Origin of the sequence: Streptococcus mitis subsp. hohhotensis (genome assembly GCF_000722775.1) — a bacterium.
Taxonomy (GTDB): Bacteria; Bacillota; Bacilli; order Lactobacillales; family Streptococcaceae; genus Streptococcus; species Streptococcus carlssonii.
This window is the reverse complement of record NZ_JPFZ01000006.1, coordinates 141566-157829: the sequence shown is the minus strand read 5'-3', so window position 1 is coordinate 157829 and position 16264 is coordinate 141566. Positions and strand designations below refer to the sequence as shown.

Annotated in this window: 12 protein-coding genes, 1 tRNA gene and 1 rRNA gene; 4 read left to right on the top strand and 10 right to left on the bottom strand. The window is 41.9% G+C overall.

Going from position 1 to position 16264, the window contains the following annotated elements; all coding sequences use genetic code 11:
• The 10 genes from SK608_RS00875 to argR all read right to left on the bottom strand — a co-directional run.
• Positions 1–66: ribosomal RNA gene (locus SK608_RS00875) — 16S ribosomal RNA — on the bottom strand; the annotation flags it as partial.
• 243 nt (positions 67–309) lie between these two features.
• Positions 310–381: transfer RNA gene (locus tag SK608_RS00870), tRNA-Glu, on the bottom strand.
• Positions 382–527: 146 nt separating this feature from the next.
• Positions 528–962: a cytidine deaminase family protein gene (locus tag SK608_RS00865; protein ID WP_033675821.1), complete on the bottom strand. Its 435-nt coding sequence runs from the start codon at positions 960–962 to the stop codon at positions 528–530.
• A 13-nt stretch (positions 963–975) separates the two neighbouring features.
• Positions 976–2436, bottom strand: a complete 1461-nt coding sequence (gene gltX, locus SK608_RS00860) for a glutamate--tRNA ligase (RefSeq protein WP_033675819.1) — start codon at positions 2434–2436, stop codon at positions 976–978.
• Positions 2437–2563: 127 nt separating this feature from the next.
• Positions 2564–3913: a glucose-6-phosphate isomerase gene (locus SK608_RS00855; protein ID WP_000018268.1), complete on the bottom strand. Its 1350-nt coding sequence runs from the start codon at positions 3911–3913 to the stop codon at positions 2564–2566.
• 170 nt (positions 3914–4083) lie between these two features.
• Positions 4084–4773 carry a gamma-glutamyl-gamma-aminobutyrate hydrolase family protein gene (locus SK608_RS00845; RefSeq protein WP_033675817.1) on the bottom strand — a complete coding sequence of 230 codons (690 nt, stop codon included), beginning with the start codon at positions 4771–4773 and terminating at the stop codon, positions 4084–4086.
• Between the two features lie 137 nt (positions 4774–4910).
• Positions 4911–6677 carry a multidrug efflux ABC transporter subunit PatB gene (patB, locus tag SK608_RS00840; protein WP_033675815.1) on the bottom strand — a complete coding sequence of 589 codons (1767 nt, stop codon included), beginning with the start codon at positions 6675–6677 and terminating at the stop codon, positions 4911–4913.
• A 1-nt stretch (position 6678) separates the two neighbouring features.
• On the bottom strand, positions 6679–8385 hold the full coding sequence (gene patA, locus SK608_RS00835) for a multidrug efflux ABC transporter subunit PatA (RefSeq protein WP_033675813.1): 1707 nt from the start codon (positions 8383–8385) through the stop codon (positions 6679–6681).
• Positions 8386–8530: 145 nt separating this feature from the next.
• Positions 8531–11065 (bottom strand): DNA mismatch repair protein MutS, encoded by a 2535-nt coding sequence (gene mutS, locus SK608_RS00830; RefSeq protein WP_033675811.1) that lies wholly within the window; start codon positions 11063–11065, stop codon positions 8531–8533.
• A 50-nt stretch (positions 11066–11115) separates the two neighbouring features.
• Positions 11116–11562, bottom strand: a complete 447-nt coding sequence (gene argR / locus SK608_RS00825; RefSeq protein ID WP_001231476.1) for an arginine repressor — start codon at positions 11560–11562, stop codon at positions 11116–11118.
• 135 nt (positions 11563–11697) lie between these two features.
• Here argR and argS point away from each other — a divergent pair, with 135 nt between their 5' ends.
• The 4 genes from argS to galU all read left to right on the top strand — a co-directional run bounded on the left by argS (position 11698) and on the right by galU (position 16243).
• Entirely contained in the window at positions 11698–13389 is a 1692-nt protein-coding gene (gene argS / locus SK608_RS00820) for an arginine--tRNA ligase (RefSeq protein WP_033675809.1), read from the top strand.
• A 502-nt stretch (positions 13390–13891) separates the two neighbouring features.
• The gene (locus tag SK608_RS00815; protein WP_033675807.1) at positions 13892–14137 is read left to right on the top strand and encodes a hypothetical protein; all 246 of its coding nucleotides are present in this window, start codon (positions 13892–13894) and stop codon (positions 14135–14137) included.
• Between the two features lie 168 nt (positions 14138–14305).
• Positions 14306–15322 (top strand): NAD(P)H-dependent glycerol-3-phosphate dehydrogenase, encoded by a 1017-nt coding sequence (locus tag SK608_RS00810; RefSeq protein ID WP_033675805.1) that lies wholly within the window; start codon positions 14306–14308, stop codon positions 15320–15322.
• 21 nt (positions 15323–15343) lie between these two features.
• Positions 15344–16243, top strand: coding sequence for a UTP--glucose-1-phosphate uridylyltransferase GalU (gene galU, locus SK608_RS00805; protein ID WP_033675803.1), 900 nt, complete (start codon positions 15344–15346; stop codon positions 16241–16243).
• The last annotated feature ends 21 nt before the right edge of the window (positions 16244–16264 follow it).

Here is a 16264-nt window from a genome sequence, read left to right as displayed (position 1 = left end):
TTCTACTTGCATGTATTAGGCACGCCGCCAGCGTTCGTCCTGAGCCAGGATCAAACTCTCATTAAAAGTTTGAGTTCTCACTCATTTCTGTCACTGACAGATTTATTGTTTTTTTCATTGTTCAGTACTACAACCTTAGTTGTAGTGCCCTGCACATTGGTTCGTCTTGTTCAGTTTTCAAAGGTCTTTGTCACTCACTTCTCTCAAGCGACAACTATATTAGTATATCACAGTCGCTTTTGCTTGTCAACACTTTTTTGAAACTTTTTTAAAACTTTTTTCATCAAGTGTTTCAACTGCAACATACCATAGTCCGTACGGGATTCGAACCCGTGTTACCGCCGTGAAAAGGCGGTGTCTTAACCCCTTGACCAACGGACCAGAGTTGTTATTTTCAACTCTTACTATTATACCGACTTTTTATTTTTTGTCAACTACTTTTTTAAACTTTTTTACAAATCTTTCAATTCTTTTCAAGTACAGTTTTTCAAATTATAGTAAAAAGAGCCAGAATTGTACTGACTCTTCTATTGTTCATTAAACTTAGAAGCACGTTCTTCTCCCCACCAATAGGGGATTAGTTCTGCGACTTTCACCGTCTTTCTTGTATCGTAGTCCATCATGAATTCTGCATCTTTATTTTCAGCATTAAGCTCTAAAAGGAATTCTCTACAGGCACCGCAAGGCATGGCTGAACTTCCACCATAAGGTGGTTTATCTCGAAAGGCTAAGACTTTTTTAACCTTAGTTCGTCCCGAAAATTGGTACATATTGAAGAGTGCTGCCCGCTCTGCGCAGAGATGGAAAACACCACAAGTTCCCTCCATACAGAATCCTGTAAATATTTGTCCATCTTCTGCTTCTACTGCAGCTACAACATGATTGGCATAAACAAAGTCTGATACTTCATGTGGATCGTATAGCTTCTGTGCTTCTTCGTACATCTTTTCCCAGATGTCCATTGTTGCATCCTTCTTACTTAGAGATTTCCTTTAACATATTTTCGATATGCTGAATTGATTTTTCACGTCCAAGCAAGAAAATTGTATCTGGTAATTCTGGTCCATGCATTTCACCTGAAACAGCGATACGAATAGGCATGAAAAGATTTTTCCCTTTAATACCTGTTTCTTTTTGGACTGCTTTAATTTGTGGGAAGATATTCTCTGTTACAAATTCATCATCTGTCATCGCTTCAAGTTTTGCTTTGAAGGCTTCAAGAACTGTTGGGACTGTTTCACCTGCCATGACTTCGCGCTCTGCTTCGGTCAATTCTGGGAAATCTGAGAAGAAGAGATCTGTCAATGGGATAATTTCATCGACTGATTTCATTTGTGGTTTATAGAGTTCAACTAATTTTTCAGCCTTGTCAGTCAATCGACCTGCTTCTTCTAGGAATGGTTTTGCCATTTCAAAGATAGTTTCTAGGTCTGCATTCTTGATATAATCATTGCTCATCCAGTCGAGTTTTTTCTGGTCAAAGGCTGCCGGAGACTTGCTGAGGCGGTTTTCATCGAAAAGTTTAATGAGTTCTTCACGAGAGAAAATCTCATCTTCGCCACCTGGGTTCCAACCAAGAAGAGCAATAAAGTTAAAGACTGCTTCTGGTAAATAGCCTTTTTTACGGTAGTCTTCGATAAACTGAAGGGTGTTGGTGTCACGTTTAGACAATTTTTTCCCAGTTTCAGAGTTGATAATCAAAGTCATGTGACCAAACTCTGGAGTTTCCCAACCAAGTGCTTCATAGACCATAAGCTGTTTCGGTGTATTAGCAATGTGGTCGTCTCCACGAATTACGTGAGAGATTTGCATATCATGGTCATCGACGACAACAGCAAAGTTGTAAGTTGGGTAACCGTCTTTCTTTTGGATAACCCAGTCACCACCGATATTACCACCTTCAAATTCGATATCACCTTTGACCATATCATGCCACTTGTAGATACCTGACTCATTGACCGACAAGCGAACAGTTGGAATGATCCCTGCTGCTTCACGTTCTGCGATGTAAGCTGCTTTTTCTTCTTCACTCATACCAAGGTATTCGTTGATGTAGCGTGGTGTTTCGCCAGCTGCTTCTTGGCGTTCACGTTCAGCTGCTAACTCTTCTTCTGTAACGTAAGATTTGTAGGCTTTTCCTTCAGCTAATAGTTGGTCAATGTATTTTTGATACAAGTCCAAACGCTCAGACTGGCGGTAATTTTCATGTGTTTCTGGACTTTCATCCCAGTCCATACCTAACCAACGAAGGTTTTCAAGCTGTGAACGTTCACCATCCTCGACATGGCGTTTACGGTCAGTATCTTCGATACGGATAATAAAAGTTCCACCATGATGACGTGCGTAAAGGTAGTTGAACAATGCTGTACGGGCATTTCCGATGTGTAGTAGTCCTGTTGGACTTGGTGCGTAACGTACGCGGATATCTTTTGACATAGTTTCTCCTATAAAGTCTCTAGGCGTCTGCCTTTTTGCTCTCTATATTATATCACAAGTCTTGGCTGAGTCCAATTTCTATGGATAAAGAGAGTAAAAAGAGTGGACAAACCACTCTTTTCTTCTATTATAGACGTGCGTTAAGTTCTTTGCTCAATTCTTCAAATCCTGGTTTTCCAAGAAGGGCAAACATGTTACGTTTGTAAGCTTCAACACCTGGTTGGTCAAATGGGTTGATAGCATTCAAGTAACCTGAAAGGGCAATTGCCAGTTCGAAGAAGTAGATAGTGTAACCAAGAGTGAAAGCGTCTTGCTCTGGAAGAGTCACGTACATGTTTGGTACATCACCATCTGTGTGGGCAAGAAGAACACCGTCAGTTGCTTTTTTGTTTACAAAGTCAACGTCTTTTCCTTGAAGGTAACCAAGTCCGTCAAGGTCTTCTTCCAAGCTAGGGATAATCACGTTTTTACGAGGTTTGTCAACACGAACAACTGTTTCAAACATGATACGAGTTCCTTCTTGGATAAATTGACCAAGTGAGTGCAAGTCAGTTGAGAAGTTGGCTGAAGTTGGGTAGATACCTTTTTGGTCTTTTCCTTCTGATTCACCAGCCAATTGTTTCCACCATTCTGAGAAGTATTGAAGTGATGGCTCGTAGTTTACCAAGATTTCAGTTGCATATCCTTTACGGTAAAGGATATTACGAACTGCTGCGTATTGATAAGCTTCGTTTTCAGAGATTTTATCTGAAGTGTAGTCTTTGCGAGCTGCATTCGCACCTTCCATAAGGGCTTTAATGTCAGCTCCTGATGCTGCAATTGGAAGCAAACCAACTGCTGTCAATACTGAGAAGCGTCCACCGATGTCATCTGGAACCACAAAGGTTTCCCAACCGTTAGCGTCTGCTTCAACCTTAACAGCACCTTTTTGGCGGTCAGTTGTTGCGTAGATACGTTTGTTTGCTTCTTCTTGTCCGTATTTCTTAACCAAGAGTTCTTTGAAGACACGGAAAGCGATAGCTGGTTCAGTTGTTGTACCTGATTTAGAAATCACGTTTACTGAGAAGTCTTTGTCTGCAACATACTCTACCAAGTCAGCAAGGTAAGTAGATGAGATTGAGTTTCCTGCGTAAAGGATTTGTGGAGCCTTGCGTTCTTCTTTTGTTTGCAAGTTAGCAAAGTGGTGGTTCAAGAAGTCGATTGCTGCTTTGGCACCAAGGTAAGATCCACCGATACCGATTACAACCAAGACATCGCTGTCTGATTTGATTTGCTCAGCAGCTTTCAAGATGCGGTCAAATTCTTCGCGGTCGTAGTTTTCAGGAAGGTCCAACCATCCTAAGAAGTCGCTACCAGCACCAGTTCCTTTACGGATCAATTCATCTGCTGCTGTTACTTGTGATTGCATGTATTCCACTTCATGTGGTGCAACAAATTTGTCTAAAACTTTTGAATAATCAAATTTAATATGTGACATGTTATTCCTCCAATATTTCTTCTTTTCTATCATAACGCTTACCTTCGTTTTTTTCAAGTTTTTTTGTCGAATTTCTCCAATTTTTATCAGAATTCAAACGTTTGCGTAAAAATCCCACATTCCAAAAATTTTGAAAAAATAAAATAAAGAACGACCAGATGTCCCAGTCGTTACAGTTCATTCAATAAATACTCAAATAATTCTAAATTGCCATCTTCTTCATTAACCAGAAACTCTGGATGCCACTGTAAACCGATAATGCGGTGCTCGTCGATAGACTCAATCGCTTCAATAGTTTGGTCTCTTGGATCAATAGCAGTTACACGGAAATTAGGTGCCAAATCTTTAATGCTTTGACGATGGACGGAGTTGACCTGACTTTCTTTCCCAAATAGCTTAGCCACCACGCTTCCTTCTACTGTCTCAATAGAGTGAGATGTTCCGAAAGGTAGCCCTTGCCAGTGACCTTCGATTCCTTGATTGAGGGTTCCACCAAAGGCAACATTGACAAGTTGAACACCGCGACAGATTGCCATAATTGGTTTATTCTGACGAAGCGCTTCTTTCAAGAGGGCCAATTCAAACTCATCACGTACTAGATTGTAATCATCGCTCTCGATGGTCTTTTTCTCTCCATAAAACTGAGGGTGGACATTTTGACCGCCTGTCAAAATGAGTTTGTCAATCATTTCCACATAATCGCGTACAACTGACTCATCACCAACAGGAATGACTAAAGGGAGACCACCGACTTGACGAATGCTCTCTGCGAATCTACAAGATACAGATGAATGAATGTTTTTGCCTTCTGCGTCTACGGGACATAGATTTGCAGCAACTCCTACAACCGTTCTAGCCATGATGTCTCTCCTTTCGAATATTAACGATAGTCCTATCATAGCACTCAAAATGACTTTCGTCTAATATGTTTTTTTAAGGCTGTGATAAAAATTTTTTATGGACAAGAAAAAGCTGCCCACATAGGACAACTTCTTTCTTATTCGAAAACAAATTGATTGTGATAGAGTTCTGAATAGAATCCACCTAGCTTCAAGAGTTCATGGTGGTTACCACGTTCAATGACCTCTCCATCTTTAAGGACAATAATCTGGTCTGCATTAAGGATGGTCTTCAAACGATGGGCAATAACAAAACTGGTTCTGCCTGCTACAACTGCCTCCATGGCATGCTGAATCTTGCTTTCTGTCACCGTATCTACGTTTGAAGTGGCTTCATCTAGAATAAGAACTTCTGGATCTGTCATCAGGGTTCGAGCGATAGAAATCAATTGTTTCTGTCCTGTTGAGAAGATGCTCTGATCATCATCTATAAGAGTATCGTATTTATCAGGTAAGCTTTCGATATAGTCGTGAATGTGGGTTGCCTTGGCTGCTACCTCAACCATTTCTTGACTAGCATCTGGCACACCGAAACGGATATTGTCTCGAATCGTTCCACTAAACAAGACCGAATCTTGCAAGACAATCCCCACCTTGCTTCTGAGGCTATCTAAATCATAGTCACGGATGTCTTTGCCGTCAAAATAAATACCACCAGCATCAACATCATAAAAGCGATTGATGAGGTTCATAATAGTCGTTTTCCCTGACCCAGTCGGACCAACAACTGCTGTCATCTGACCTTTAGGGGCAGAAATGCTGACATCTTTCAAAATAGGTTTATCAGGTAAGTATGAAAAATCAATATGACTGATTTCAACACCTTCTTGCAACTTAGTGAAGATTGGAGCCTTTTCAGGTCGGATTTCTTCCTCTGCGTCAAACATTTCCTGAATCCGTTCAGCACCTGTAAAGGCTAGCTGAAGGCTTCCCCAACTTGCCGCAACTTGGATAATAGGCTGGTAGTACTGCTGTGAAAATTGGGCAAACATAACAATCAAACCTAGGGCGGTACTTGTTTCAATAGTCTTATCATTCAAAAGTACAGCTGAACCAGCAAAGATGACGATGGCTGTATTAACCAGACTCATGCCATTCATGACAGGGAAAAGAATTCCTGAGAACATTCTTCCTTTAAAGGTCGCCTTGCGCACGCGCTCATTTTGCTCAAGAAATCCTGCCATCATATCCTCTTGAATTCCTTGCACAATGACAGCTTTTTGGCCTGAAATACTCTCGTCCATATAGGCGTTGAGCTTCCCTACCTCTTTTTGCTGGATGTTGGTGTATTTGCGGGCCATTTTTACAATAAAAATCAGCATAAGGAAGGCCACTGGTGTGCTGGCAATGGTGATGAGGGCCAGCGTCACATTTCTCGAAAACATGACAAGAATCAGACCGATATATAAAACAATATTGCTCATGACCTGAATCAAGCTCTCGTTAAAGGCTTGGAGGATATTATCCAAATCACTGGTAAAACGAGACAGGATATCGCCATCTTGTCGGCGGTCAAAGAATGAAACCGTCAATCGCGCAAGCTTCCCAAATAGGCCTTTGCGCATCTCGTTGGTCGATTCTGCAATCACGCGCGTCATAAGACACATGTATATGACACTAGAGATAAATAGAACCAAAACCAGCAGTCCAAGATTGACCATGATTCCTGATAGACTTTGCCAAACAAGTTCTGGATTGCCATCTTGATAAGCTTGAACTAAATTAGCTAACTGCGTCACTGCTTGTCCAGAAAAGACCGGAAAGAGGGCTTGGGCAAGAGTTGCCAGAACAATCATCAGGATAACAACTACAAATGATAGCTTATAGACTTTAAAATAATTCCAAAAAAATTGAACTGTCTTCATTTTACTCCTCCTTTCCTTTCTGTGTTTCATAGATTTCACGGTAAACGGCATTGTTGGCAACCAAGTCTGCATGCGTACCTTGACCAATCAATCGTCCTTGGTCTAGAACCAAGATTTTATCTGCATGAACAACCGAGCTAATCTTTTGCGCGATGATAATGGTTGTTGTTCCCTTCAAGTCCTTATTCAAGGCTTCTTGCACTAGGCGCTCTGACTTGGCATCCAAGGCCGAGGTCGAATCGTCAAAAATCAGAATACGTGGATTGCTGACAATCCCACGCGCAATCGACATCCTTTGTTTTTGCCCACCTGAGAAATTGGTTCCCCGTTCCTCAACTGGACTTTCAAAGGTTTTCTCCATACGATGAATGAATTCACTGGCTTGGGCAATATTAGCTGCGCGTTCCATTTCAAATAGAGTAGCATCTCCCTTACCCTGTCTCAAGTTATCTGCAATCGTTCCACTAAAGAGAATGGCACGTTGAAGAACGATAGAAACAGTTTTACGCAAGGTTCCTTCACTCACTTCTCGAATATCCTTCCCTCCGATTTTGATAGCCCCTTCCTGTGGATCAAAGAGACGTGGAATCAATTGAGCCAAGGTTGATTTTCCTGCACCAGTCGCTCCAACGACACCAACCATCTGACCAGGTTCAATAGTAAAGCTCACATCTTTCAGCATCGGTTCCTTGTCCATTGGATAGGTAAAGGTCACATTTTCAAAGCTAAGACTTCCGACCAACTCTTCATCTGGGACATCCTTGAAGGTCATGGCTGGCTCTGCGTCCAGAATTTCTCGAATACGACGCATGGAAATCATAGCACGACTGACAGAATTTCCCAAAAATCCAACCATAACAATGGTAAAAATAATCTGGCTTAGGTAATTGACAAAGGAAGCAATGGAGCCAACAACTGACGGATCCGACTGAACCATCCCAGCAACTAGCCAAATAGAAAGGAAGACCGCCCCGTAACCAACCAACATCATAAAGGGTTCCACTACTGAAAAGGCATACCCAATGTAAAGGTTTTGACCAAGAAGCTCGTCTGAGACTTCCGTAAACTTTGCAAACTGCTCTTTTTCTTGGACAAAGGACTTGACCACACGAACACCGCGCAGATTTTCTTTAGCAATAGCATTGATGCGTTCAAGAAGGGTTTGAAACTTGGCAAAACGAGGACCCATCATCCCCATCATGACAGCAGTCAAACCAAAAATCAAGACTACCATGAGAACAATTACCCACCACAGAGAAGGCAGGGTTTGAACCGCCAGGATAAAGGAACCGATGAACAAGAGGGGAAGTCTGAAAAGAATTTGGAAGGTCATCATGACCACGTTCTGAATCTGGTTGATATCATTTGTCATTCGAACGACTAGATTTCCCGCATTAAATTGTTCAATATTGGCATAAGAAAAGGTTTGGATTTTACGGAAGGCGTCCTCCCGAAGGTCAGATGAAACTCCTTGGGCAATATAGGCTGCGAGGACAACATTGAGCCCACCAGCAACCAGACCGACCAAGGCCACACCAATCAACCAAGCCCCGATACTATAAATAGCTTCATATTTTCCAGCAAGGAGGGCGTCTAAGACTTCCTGCAGATAACGCGGTTGCAAAAGTGAACTAGCAACCATCAAGCCTGTCATCAGAAGCGAAGCCAAGGCCTGCCACTTGTAGGTTTTTATTTTCTGAATCAGCATACTTTCTCCTTAAAAAATAGACAAAAGGGAGCGACAATGCGTCAGCTCCTTTTCATTCTGTTTGTGTGATGTTATTCTAGCAAAAAAGTGGGAACTTGTCAAAGAAGTCTTCTTGATACAGCTAGAATGACAAGTCATTCATTCTTTATAATTTTTGTTTTAACTCGACCAAGACATTCATAGCCTGCATAGGTGTCATATTGTAAACATCCAGTTTAGACAATTCTGCTAGGATAGGATGCTCTTCTGCCGTATCAAAGAGTGAAATCTGTTCAGTGACATCACTTGTTTGCCTCATGGGAGCAGGACTTTCTGTACCCTGACTCTCTAACTGAGTCAAAATCTTATCCGCCCTTGCTAAAAGGTCTGCTGGCAAACCAGCAATCTTGGCAACATGGATACCGTAGGATTTGTCAGCTGGGCCTGGTTCAATCTTGTGAAGGAAAGTGACCTGTCCATCCTGCTCCAAGGTTGCCACGTGGACATTAACCAAGTGTTGTAAACTAGACTCCAGACTAGTCAACTCATGGTAGTGGGTCGCAAAGAGGGTCTTGGCTCCGATATGTTCATGGATGTATTCAATGATGGACTGAGCAAGAGCCATCCCGTCATAAGTTGCAGTTCCACGACCTAACTCATCAAAGAGAATGAGAGAATTCTTGGTCGCATGCGAAATGGCATTGTTGGCCTCCATCATCTCCACCATAAAGGTTGACTGGCCTGAAACCAAGTCATCTGCTGCTCCGATACGGGTAAAAATCGCATCAAAAATCGGTAAACGGGCGCTTTCTGCCGGTACATAGGAACCCATCTGGGCCATTATCGCCGTCATGGCTAACTGACGCATGTAGGTTGACTTCCCACTCATGTTTGGTCCTGTAATCAGTTGAATACTGGTATCTTTTGCCATCTGAATCGTATTGGGAATATAGGTCTGAGCCCCCATGACCTTTTCAACAACAGCATGGCGCCCTTTCTGGATATCAATTCGCGAATCATCTCCGAATTCAGGTCGAATCAAATGCTGGGTTTCAGCAACAACTGCGAGACTTTGCAGGACATCAACTGTCGCAATTCCTTGGGCTAGAGCTTGTAAACGTTGGATGTACTTGCTGACCTCTTCACGAATACGCATAAAAATTTCGTACTCTAGGTTGGCTGACTTCTCACGCGCCTCCAGCATATCGCCCTCGATACGGGCTAATTCTTCAGTTCCAAAGCGTTCCGAGTTTTTCAGCGTCGCCTTGCGGAAAAAGTGAGCTGGAACATTTCCCAGTTGTGAATTGGTCACATGAAAATAGTAGCCATCCTTTTTATTGTAGTCAATCTTGAGCGTACTGATACCAGAGTTTTCTCGCTCCTTTGCTTCAATCTCAGCAATCCAGCTAGTCCCTTCTCTGAGCACACGACGGTACTTGTCTAAGGTATCGTCAAATCCCGTACGGATAATGCCCCCATCTGTAATCACATGAGGGGCTTCAGGAGCAATCGCTGCGCTAATCAAACTCTCCAACTCTGGAATAGCATCTAGTTGTGTGATGAGATAGGCTAGAGCAGGTTGCTCCATACCTTCTAAAATCGCACGAATTCGTGGCACACTAGATAAGGTGGTCGCCAGCTGCAAGAGATCCTTGGGATTGGTTTTGCCAAAAGAAACCCGACTAGCCAATCGTTCGATATCATAAACTCCCTTGAGACTGTCTGTCAAATCACTACGCTCAAAGAAATGGTCGAGAAAGACCTGCACCACTTCTTGACGTTGGATGATTCGTTCCTTATCAATCAAGGGGCGATGAATCCAAGAACGCAAGAGACGCATGCCCATAGCCGTCTTGGTTTCATCCAAAAGCCAAAAAAGACTGCCTTGCTTCTTGCCTGAACGGGCATTTTCAACCAAATCCAGACTAGCCTTGGTCGCATAATCCATCTGCAAGTAATCTTTGATTTCATAGCGGATAACAGGCTTGAGGTGGTTCAATTCCCTCATCTGAGTCCGATGAACATACTGGAGTAGCTTACTAGATGCCGCTTGCTCCACAGGTGCCAATCGTGAATCCAGTAAATGAAGGTCTTCAAAGCCTTCTTTTTCATAGGAAAGCACTAGATTCATCTGACGACTAAGGATTTGTTCTTCTTCCTCAGACAAGTCATAACCCAACACCACTTCGCGCGCCTTGAGGTTACGGATTTCCCCACAAACCAGCGTGAAATCCAAAAGACCTGTCACATAAAAGTCACCCGTCACTAGGTCCATATAAGCTAAGCCAAATTGACTGCCATCACGGTCTATAGCAACCAAGAAATTGTTCTGACTATCCGGCTTACTACTATCGACCACTGTCCCTGGCGTAATAACCTGAACAACCTCTCGTTTCACAACCCCAACTGCTTGCTTAGGATCTTCCATCTGCTCTGCGATAGCCACCTTATAACCCTGCTCAATCAAGACATCAATGTACTGTTGGGCAGAATGATAGGGAACACCCGCCATAGGGATCGGATTATCGGCATTCTTGTTGCGACTCGTTAAGGAAATTTCCAGAATCTGCGCAGCATTGACCGCATCCTCATAAAATAATTCATAAAAATCACCCATCCGAAAGAGCAAAAAAGCATCTGGATATTGCTTTTTTATATCCACATACTGTTGCATGCCGGGTGATAGCTTTTCTGTCGCCATTTTCCGTCTCTCCTTGTCAAAAATAAGTCTTGAGAGCAACTCCCAAGACCTTACTTATCTTTCATCAAATCTAGCAAACGATCTTCCATGAGTTTGGCAACGTGCTGGTCTCGACAAATGACCAATAAGGTATTGGCACCAGCAACTGTTCCTAAAATCCATTCATCCTTGTTTGCATCTACAATATTTGCCAAAACAGAGGCTTCTCCCAGTTTGGTATGAAGCACCAAGGTAAACTCTGCTCTCGCAACACCTTCTAAATGATGAGACAAAAATTCCACCAAATCAATCTTTTCTGTCTCATTTGCTAGTACATAATACACCATATCATTTTTCTTGACCTTGGTCAAGCCAATTTCGCGCAAATCACGAGACAAGGTTGTTTGCGTCACAAAAACATTGTGCGCCTCCAACCGATCTTGAATTTCTTTTTGTGTACTTAATTTCTCCTCAGTAATCATTTTTTTTATTAACTGATGACGATCTCTTTTTCTCATAAAATCCTCTTATGTGAATATTTATAACTATTTTTATAACTATATTATACCAAAAAAATAGGAGATTTCAAAAATTTTTTCTTCTTTCTTTAAAATTGTGATAAAATAGTAGAAAAGTCCAAAAAGGAGCTCTTAATGAATACAAAAGAATTGATTGCTAGCGAATTGGCTAGCATCATTGATAGCCTAGACCAAGAGGCTATTTTAAATTTACTGGAAACCCCTAAAAACTCAGAAATGGGAGACATTGCTTTCCCTGCTTTTTCACTTGCAAAAGTCGAACGTAAGTCACCTCAAATGATTGCTGCTGAACTGGCTGAAAAAATTAACAGCCAAGCCTTTGAAAAGGTTGTCGCAACAGGACCTTACGTTAACTTTTTCCTTGATAAATCTGCCATTTCTGCTCAAGTATTGCAAGCTGTTATCACTGAAAAAGAACACTATGCTGACCAAACTATTGGCAAACAAGAAAATGTTGTTATCGACATGTCTAGCCCAAATATCGCTAAACCATTTTCTATCGGTCACCTGCGCTCGACTGTTATCGGAGATAGCTTGTCACATATTTTCCAAAAAATCGGTTATCAAACAGTCAAGGTCAACCATTTGGGAGACTGGGGTAAACAGTTTGGGATGTTGATTGTTGCCTACAAAAAATGGGGCGACGAAGAAGCTGTAAAAGCTCATCCAATCGATGAACTTCTTAAACTCTATGTCCGCATCAACGCTGAAGCTGAAAATGACCCTAGCTTGGATGAAGAAGCACGCGAATGGTTCCGTAAACTTGAAAATGGAGACGAGGAAGCTCTCGCACTTTGGCAATGGTTCCGTGATGAAAGTTTGGTGGAATTTAACCGCCTTTACAATGAATTGCAAGTCGAATTTGACAGCTACAATGGAGAAGCCTTCTACAACGATAAGATGGATGCAGTTGTAGACATTCTTTCTGAAAAAGGGCTTCTTGTTGAATCAGAAGGTGCCCAAGTTGTGAATCTTGAAAAATATGGAATCGAACATCCAGCCCTTATCAAGAAATCTGATGGAGCAACTCTCTATATCACACGTGATCTAGCTGCAGCCCTCTACCGTAAAAATGAATACCAATTTGCTAAATCTATCTACGTCGTTGGTCAAGAGCAATCTGCCCACTTTAAACAACTCAAAGCTGTCTTGCAAGAGATGGGTTACGACTGGAGTGACGACATTACCCACGTTCCTTTTGGTCTGGTTACAAAAGAAGGGAAGAAACTCTCTACTCGTAAAGGGAATGTCATCTTGCTAGAGCCTACTGTTGCAGAGGCAGTTAGCCGTGCCAAGGCCCAAATCGAAGCTAAAAATCCTGAACTTGAAAATAAAGATCAGGTAGCCCATGCTGTTGGGGTTGGAGCCATTAAATTCTATGACCTCAAAACCGACCGTACAAATGGATATGACTTCGACCTAGAGACCATGGTATCCTTCGAGGGTGAAACTGGACCTTACGTTCAATATGCCTACGCTCGTATCCAATCTATCTTACGCAAAGCCGATTTCAAACCAGAAACAGCTGGTAACTATAGCTTGAATGATACTGAAAGCTGGGAAATCATCAAGCTCATCCAAGACTTCCCACGTATTATCAACCGTGCAGCGGATAACTTTGAACCTTCTATCATTGCTAAATTTGCAATTAGCCTGGCTCAAGCCTTTAACAAATACTATGCACATACACGTATCTTGGATGAAAGTCCAGAACGCGACAGCCGTCTAGCCCTTAGCTACGCAACCGCAGTCGTTCTCAAAGAAGCCCTTCGCTTGCTTGGAGTAGAAGCGCCAGAGAAGATGTAAATCGTTACAAGAGACTGGAACTAAAGTTCCTAGTCTCTTGACGGCAATCGCTATATGGCGAATTGCCTAAACGCTTCACTAATTCACCAAACCAAATAATATCGATTTGGTTTGGTTCATGTCGTAATCTTCAAGTTACTTGATTAAAAAGCAGTCTAAGTAATTAAGACCAAATCCTGTCGGAGATTTGGCTAGGCGCTTCACTAGTAAAGAAACATAAATATTATCGATTTATGTTTCTTTACGTCGTAACCAGAGATACTTACCTAAACGCTTCACTAATTCATCTAACCCAATAATATCGATTTGGTTTGGTTCATGTCGTAATCTTCAAGTTACTTGATTGTAAAGCAGTCTAAGTAACTAAGACCAAATCCTATACGTAATTAGGTTTAGAGGTCTATCAAAAATCTTATCAAGTTTTGCTGGCTTGTTCTGCTATTTTGGGTTCTCTAAATCGATTTACTCACTACTACTTCTTTATCATACAGGGAGATTTCCTATGAGCCAATATGCTTATATCCTCGTTGTGATTAGCTTGGTTTTCCTTTTTCTGCTCAATAAGTACGAGAAGGAGAGACTGCAAAGGCTCTACCAAGAACAACTTTTGAAGGATGAAACATTTAGGGCTGACATCAAGGAGAAAATTCAAACGACTGAAAATATCAATGATGTCATTGCATATATCAATAAAACTTATCATCTGGGAATGTTGCTATCAAAAGACGTTACAGATCAATTGAAATAAACCGAGCTATTCTTTAAGGAATATCAAAACCGAGACTAAGAGTTTAATACTGAGTCTCGGTTTTTGTGTATTTTTCAAGTAACAAAGCCACTACTCCCCAGCAATGCAAGTGCAAAATCCTCTAGAATATGATAGAATAATGGAAAGGACTCTATCAAGGAGGAAAGCATGAAAAAACAAACCATCGCCGTCTTGGGGCCTGGTTCTTGGGGAACTGCCCTTTCACAAGTCTTAAATGACAATGGACACGAGGTACGTATTTGGGGAAATCTTCCCGAGCAAATCAATGAAATTAATACCTATCATACTAATAAACACTACTTTAAAGATGTCGTTCTAGATGAAAATATTATCGCCTACACCGACTTAGCAGAGGCATTAAAAGATGTAGATGCGATTTTGTTTGTTGTCCCAACAAAAGTGACACGACTTGTTGCCCAACAAGTTGCACAAACCTTGGATCATAAGGCTATCATCATGCACGCATCAAAGGGATTAGAACCTGATAGCCATAAACGATTATCAACCATCCTTGAAGAAGAAATTCCTGAGCATCTCCGTAGTGATATCGTCGTTGTATCAGGGCCTAGTCATGCAGAAGAGACTATTGTGCGTGACCTGACTTTAATCACTGCTGCTTCTAAAGATTTACAAACAGCTCAATACGTTCAGGAGCTCTTTAGTAATCACTATTTCCGACTTTATACCAATACGGATGTTATTGGAGTCGAAACTGCCGGTGCTCTTAAAAACATTATCGCTGTCGGTGCTGGAGCTTTACATGGTCTGGGATTTGGTGACAACGCTAAGGCAGCCATCATCGCTCGAGGATTGGCAGAAATTACCCGCTTAGGGGTAGCACTCGGGGCCAGTCCATTGACCTATAGTGGCTTATCTGGTGTGGGAGATTTGATCGTAACGGGAACTTCCATCCACTCTCGTAACTGGAGAGCTGGAGATGCCCTTGGTCGTGGAGAATCCCTAGCTGATATCGAAGCCAATATGGGCATGGTAATTGAAGGAATTTCAACAACTCGAGCAGCCTATGAACTAGCGCAAGAACTTGGAGTCTATATGCCCATTACACAGGCCATTTACCAAGTTATTTACCACGGAACCAATATTAAAGATGCCATTTATGACATCATGAACAATGAATTTAAAGCAGAAAATGAGTGGTCTTGACCCTCTAAAGAAAGGATTCTTATGACATCAAAAGTTAGAAAGGCAGTCATCCCTGCCGCTGGACTCGGGACTCGATTTTTACCAGCAACCAAAGCACTTGCTAAAGAAATGTTGCCAATTGTAGACAAACCAACTATCCAATTTATCGTAGAAGAGGCCCTTAAATCAGGTATTGAAGATATTCTGGTTGTCACTGGTAAATCAAAACGTTCTATTGAAGACCACTTTGACTCAAACTTTGAGCTTGAGTACAACCTTAAGGAAAAAGGCAAGAACGACTTGCTAAAATTAGTAGACGAAACGACTGGCATTCGCCTCCACTTTATCCGTCAAAGCCATCCTCGTGGTCTTGGAGATGCTGTCTTACAAGCAAAAGCTTTTGTAGGGAATGAGCCCTTCGTTGTCATGCTGGGTGACGACCTAATGGATATCACAAATGACCACGCTATACCTTTGACAAAACAATTGATGAACGATTACGAGACGACTCACGCATCAACCATTGCTGTCATGCCTGTACCTCATGAAGACGTTTCAGCATATGGAGTTATCGCTCCTCAAGGTGAGGGGATTAATGGTCTCTATAGTGTCGAAACTTTCGTTGAAAAACCAGCCCCCGAAGATGCTCCAAGTGATTTGGCAATCATCGGACGCTATCTTCTCACACCTGAGATTTTTGATATCTTAGAAAATCAAACTCCTGGTGCTGGAAATGAGATCCAACTTACCGATGCCATCGATACTCTCAATAAAACACAACGTGTTTTCGCCCGTGAATTTACAGGAGCTCGTTACGACGTTGGGGATAAATTTGGCTTTATGAAAACATCTATTGACTACGCCCTCAAGCACCCACAAGTCAAAGATGACTTGAAAGATTACCTCATCCAACTAGGAAAAGAATTGGCTGAAAAGGAATAACATAAAAAGATAAGGTTCAAA

Bases quoted from the DNA above. Each gene is read 5' to 3' on its own strand.
- SK608_RS00855 (WP_000018268.1), bottom strand. From the start codon at position 3,913: ATGTCACATATTAAATTTGATTATTCAAAAGTTTTAGACAAATTTGTT.
- patB (WP_033675815.1), bottom strand. From the start codon at position 6,677: ATGAAGACAGTTCAATTTTTTTGGAATTATTTTAAAGTCTATAAGCTA.
- argS (WP_033675809.1), top strand. From the start codon at position 11,698: ATGAATACAAAAGAATTGATTGCTAGCGAATTGGCTAGCATCATTGAT.
- SK608_RS00865 (WP_033675821.1), bottom strand. From the start codon at position 962: ATGGACATCTGGGAAAAGATGTACGAAGAAGCACAGAAGCTATACGAT.
- SK608_RS00845 (WP_033675817.1), bottom strand. From the start codon at position 4,773: ATGGCTAGAACGGTTGTAGGAGTTGCTGCAAATCTATGTCCCGTAGAC.
- SK608_RS00810 (WP_033675805.1), top strand. From the start codon at position 14,306: ATGAAAAAACAAACCATCGCCGTCTTGGGGCCTGGTTCTTGGGGAACT.
- SK608_RS00815 (WP_033675807.1), top strand. From the start codon at position 13,892: ATGAGCCAATATGCTTATATCCTCGTTGTGATTAGCTTGGTTTTCCTT.
- mutS (WP_033675811.1), bottom strand. From the start codon at position 11,065: ATGGCGACAGAAAAGCTATCACCCGGCATGCAACAGTATGTGGATATA.
- patA (WP_033675813.1), bottom strand. From the start codon at position 8,385: ATGCTGATTCAGAAAATAAAAACCTACAAGTGGCAGGCCTTGGCTTCG.
- galU (WP_033675803.1), top strand. From the start codon at position 15,344: ATGACATCAAAAGTTAGAAAGGCAGTCATCCCTGCCGCTGGACTCGGG.
- gltX (WP_033675819.1), bottom strand. From the start codon at position 2,436: ATGTCAAAAGATATCCGCGTACGTTACGCACCAAGTCCAACAGGACTA.
- argR (WP_001231476.1), bottom strand. From the start codon at position 11,562: ATGAGAAAAAGAGATCGTCATCAGTTAATAAAAAAAATGATTACTGAG.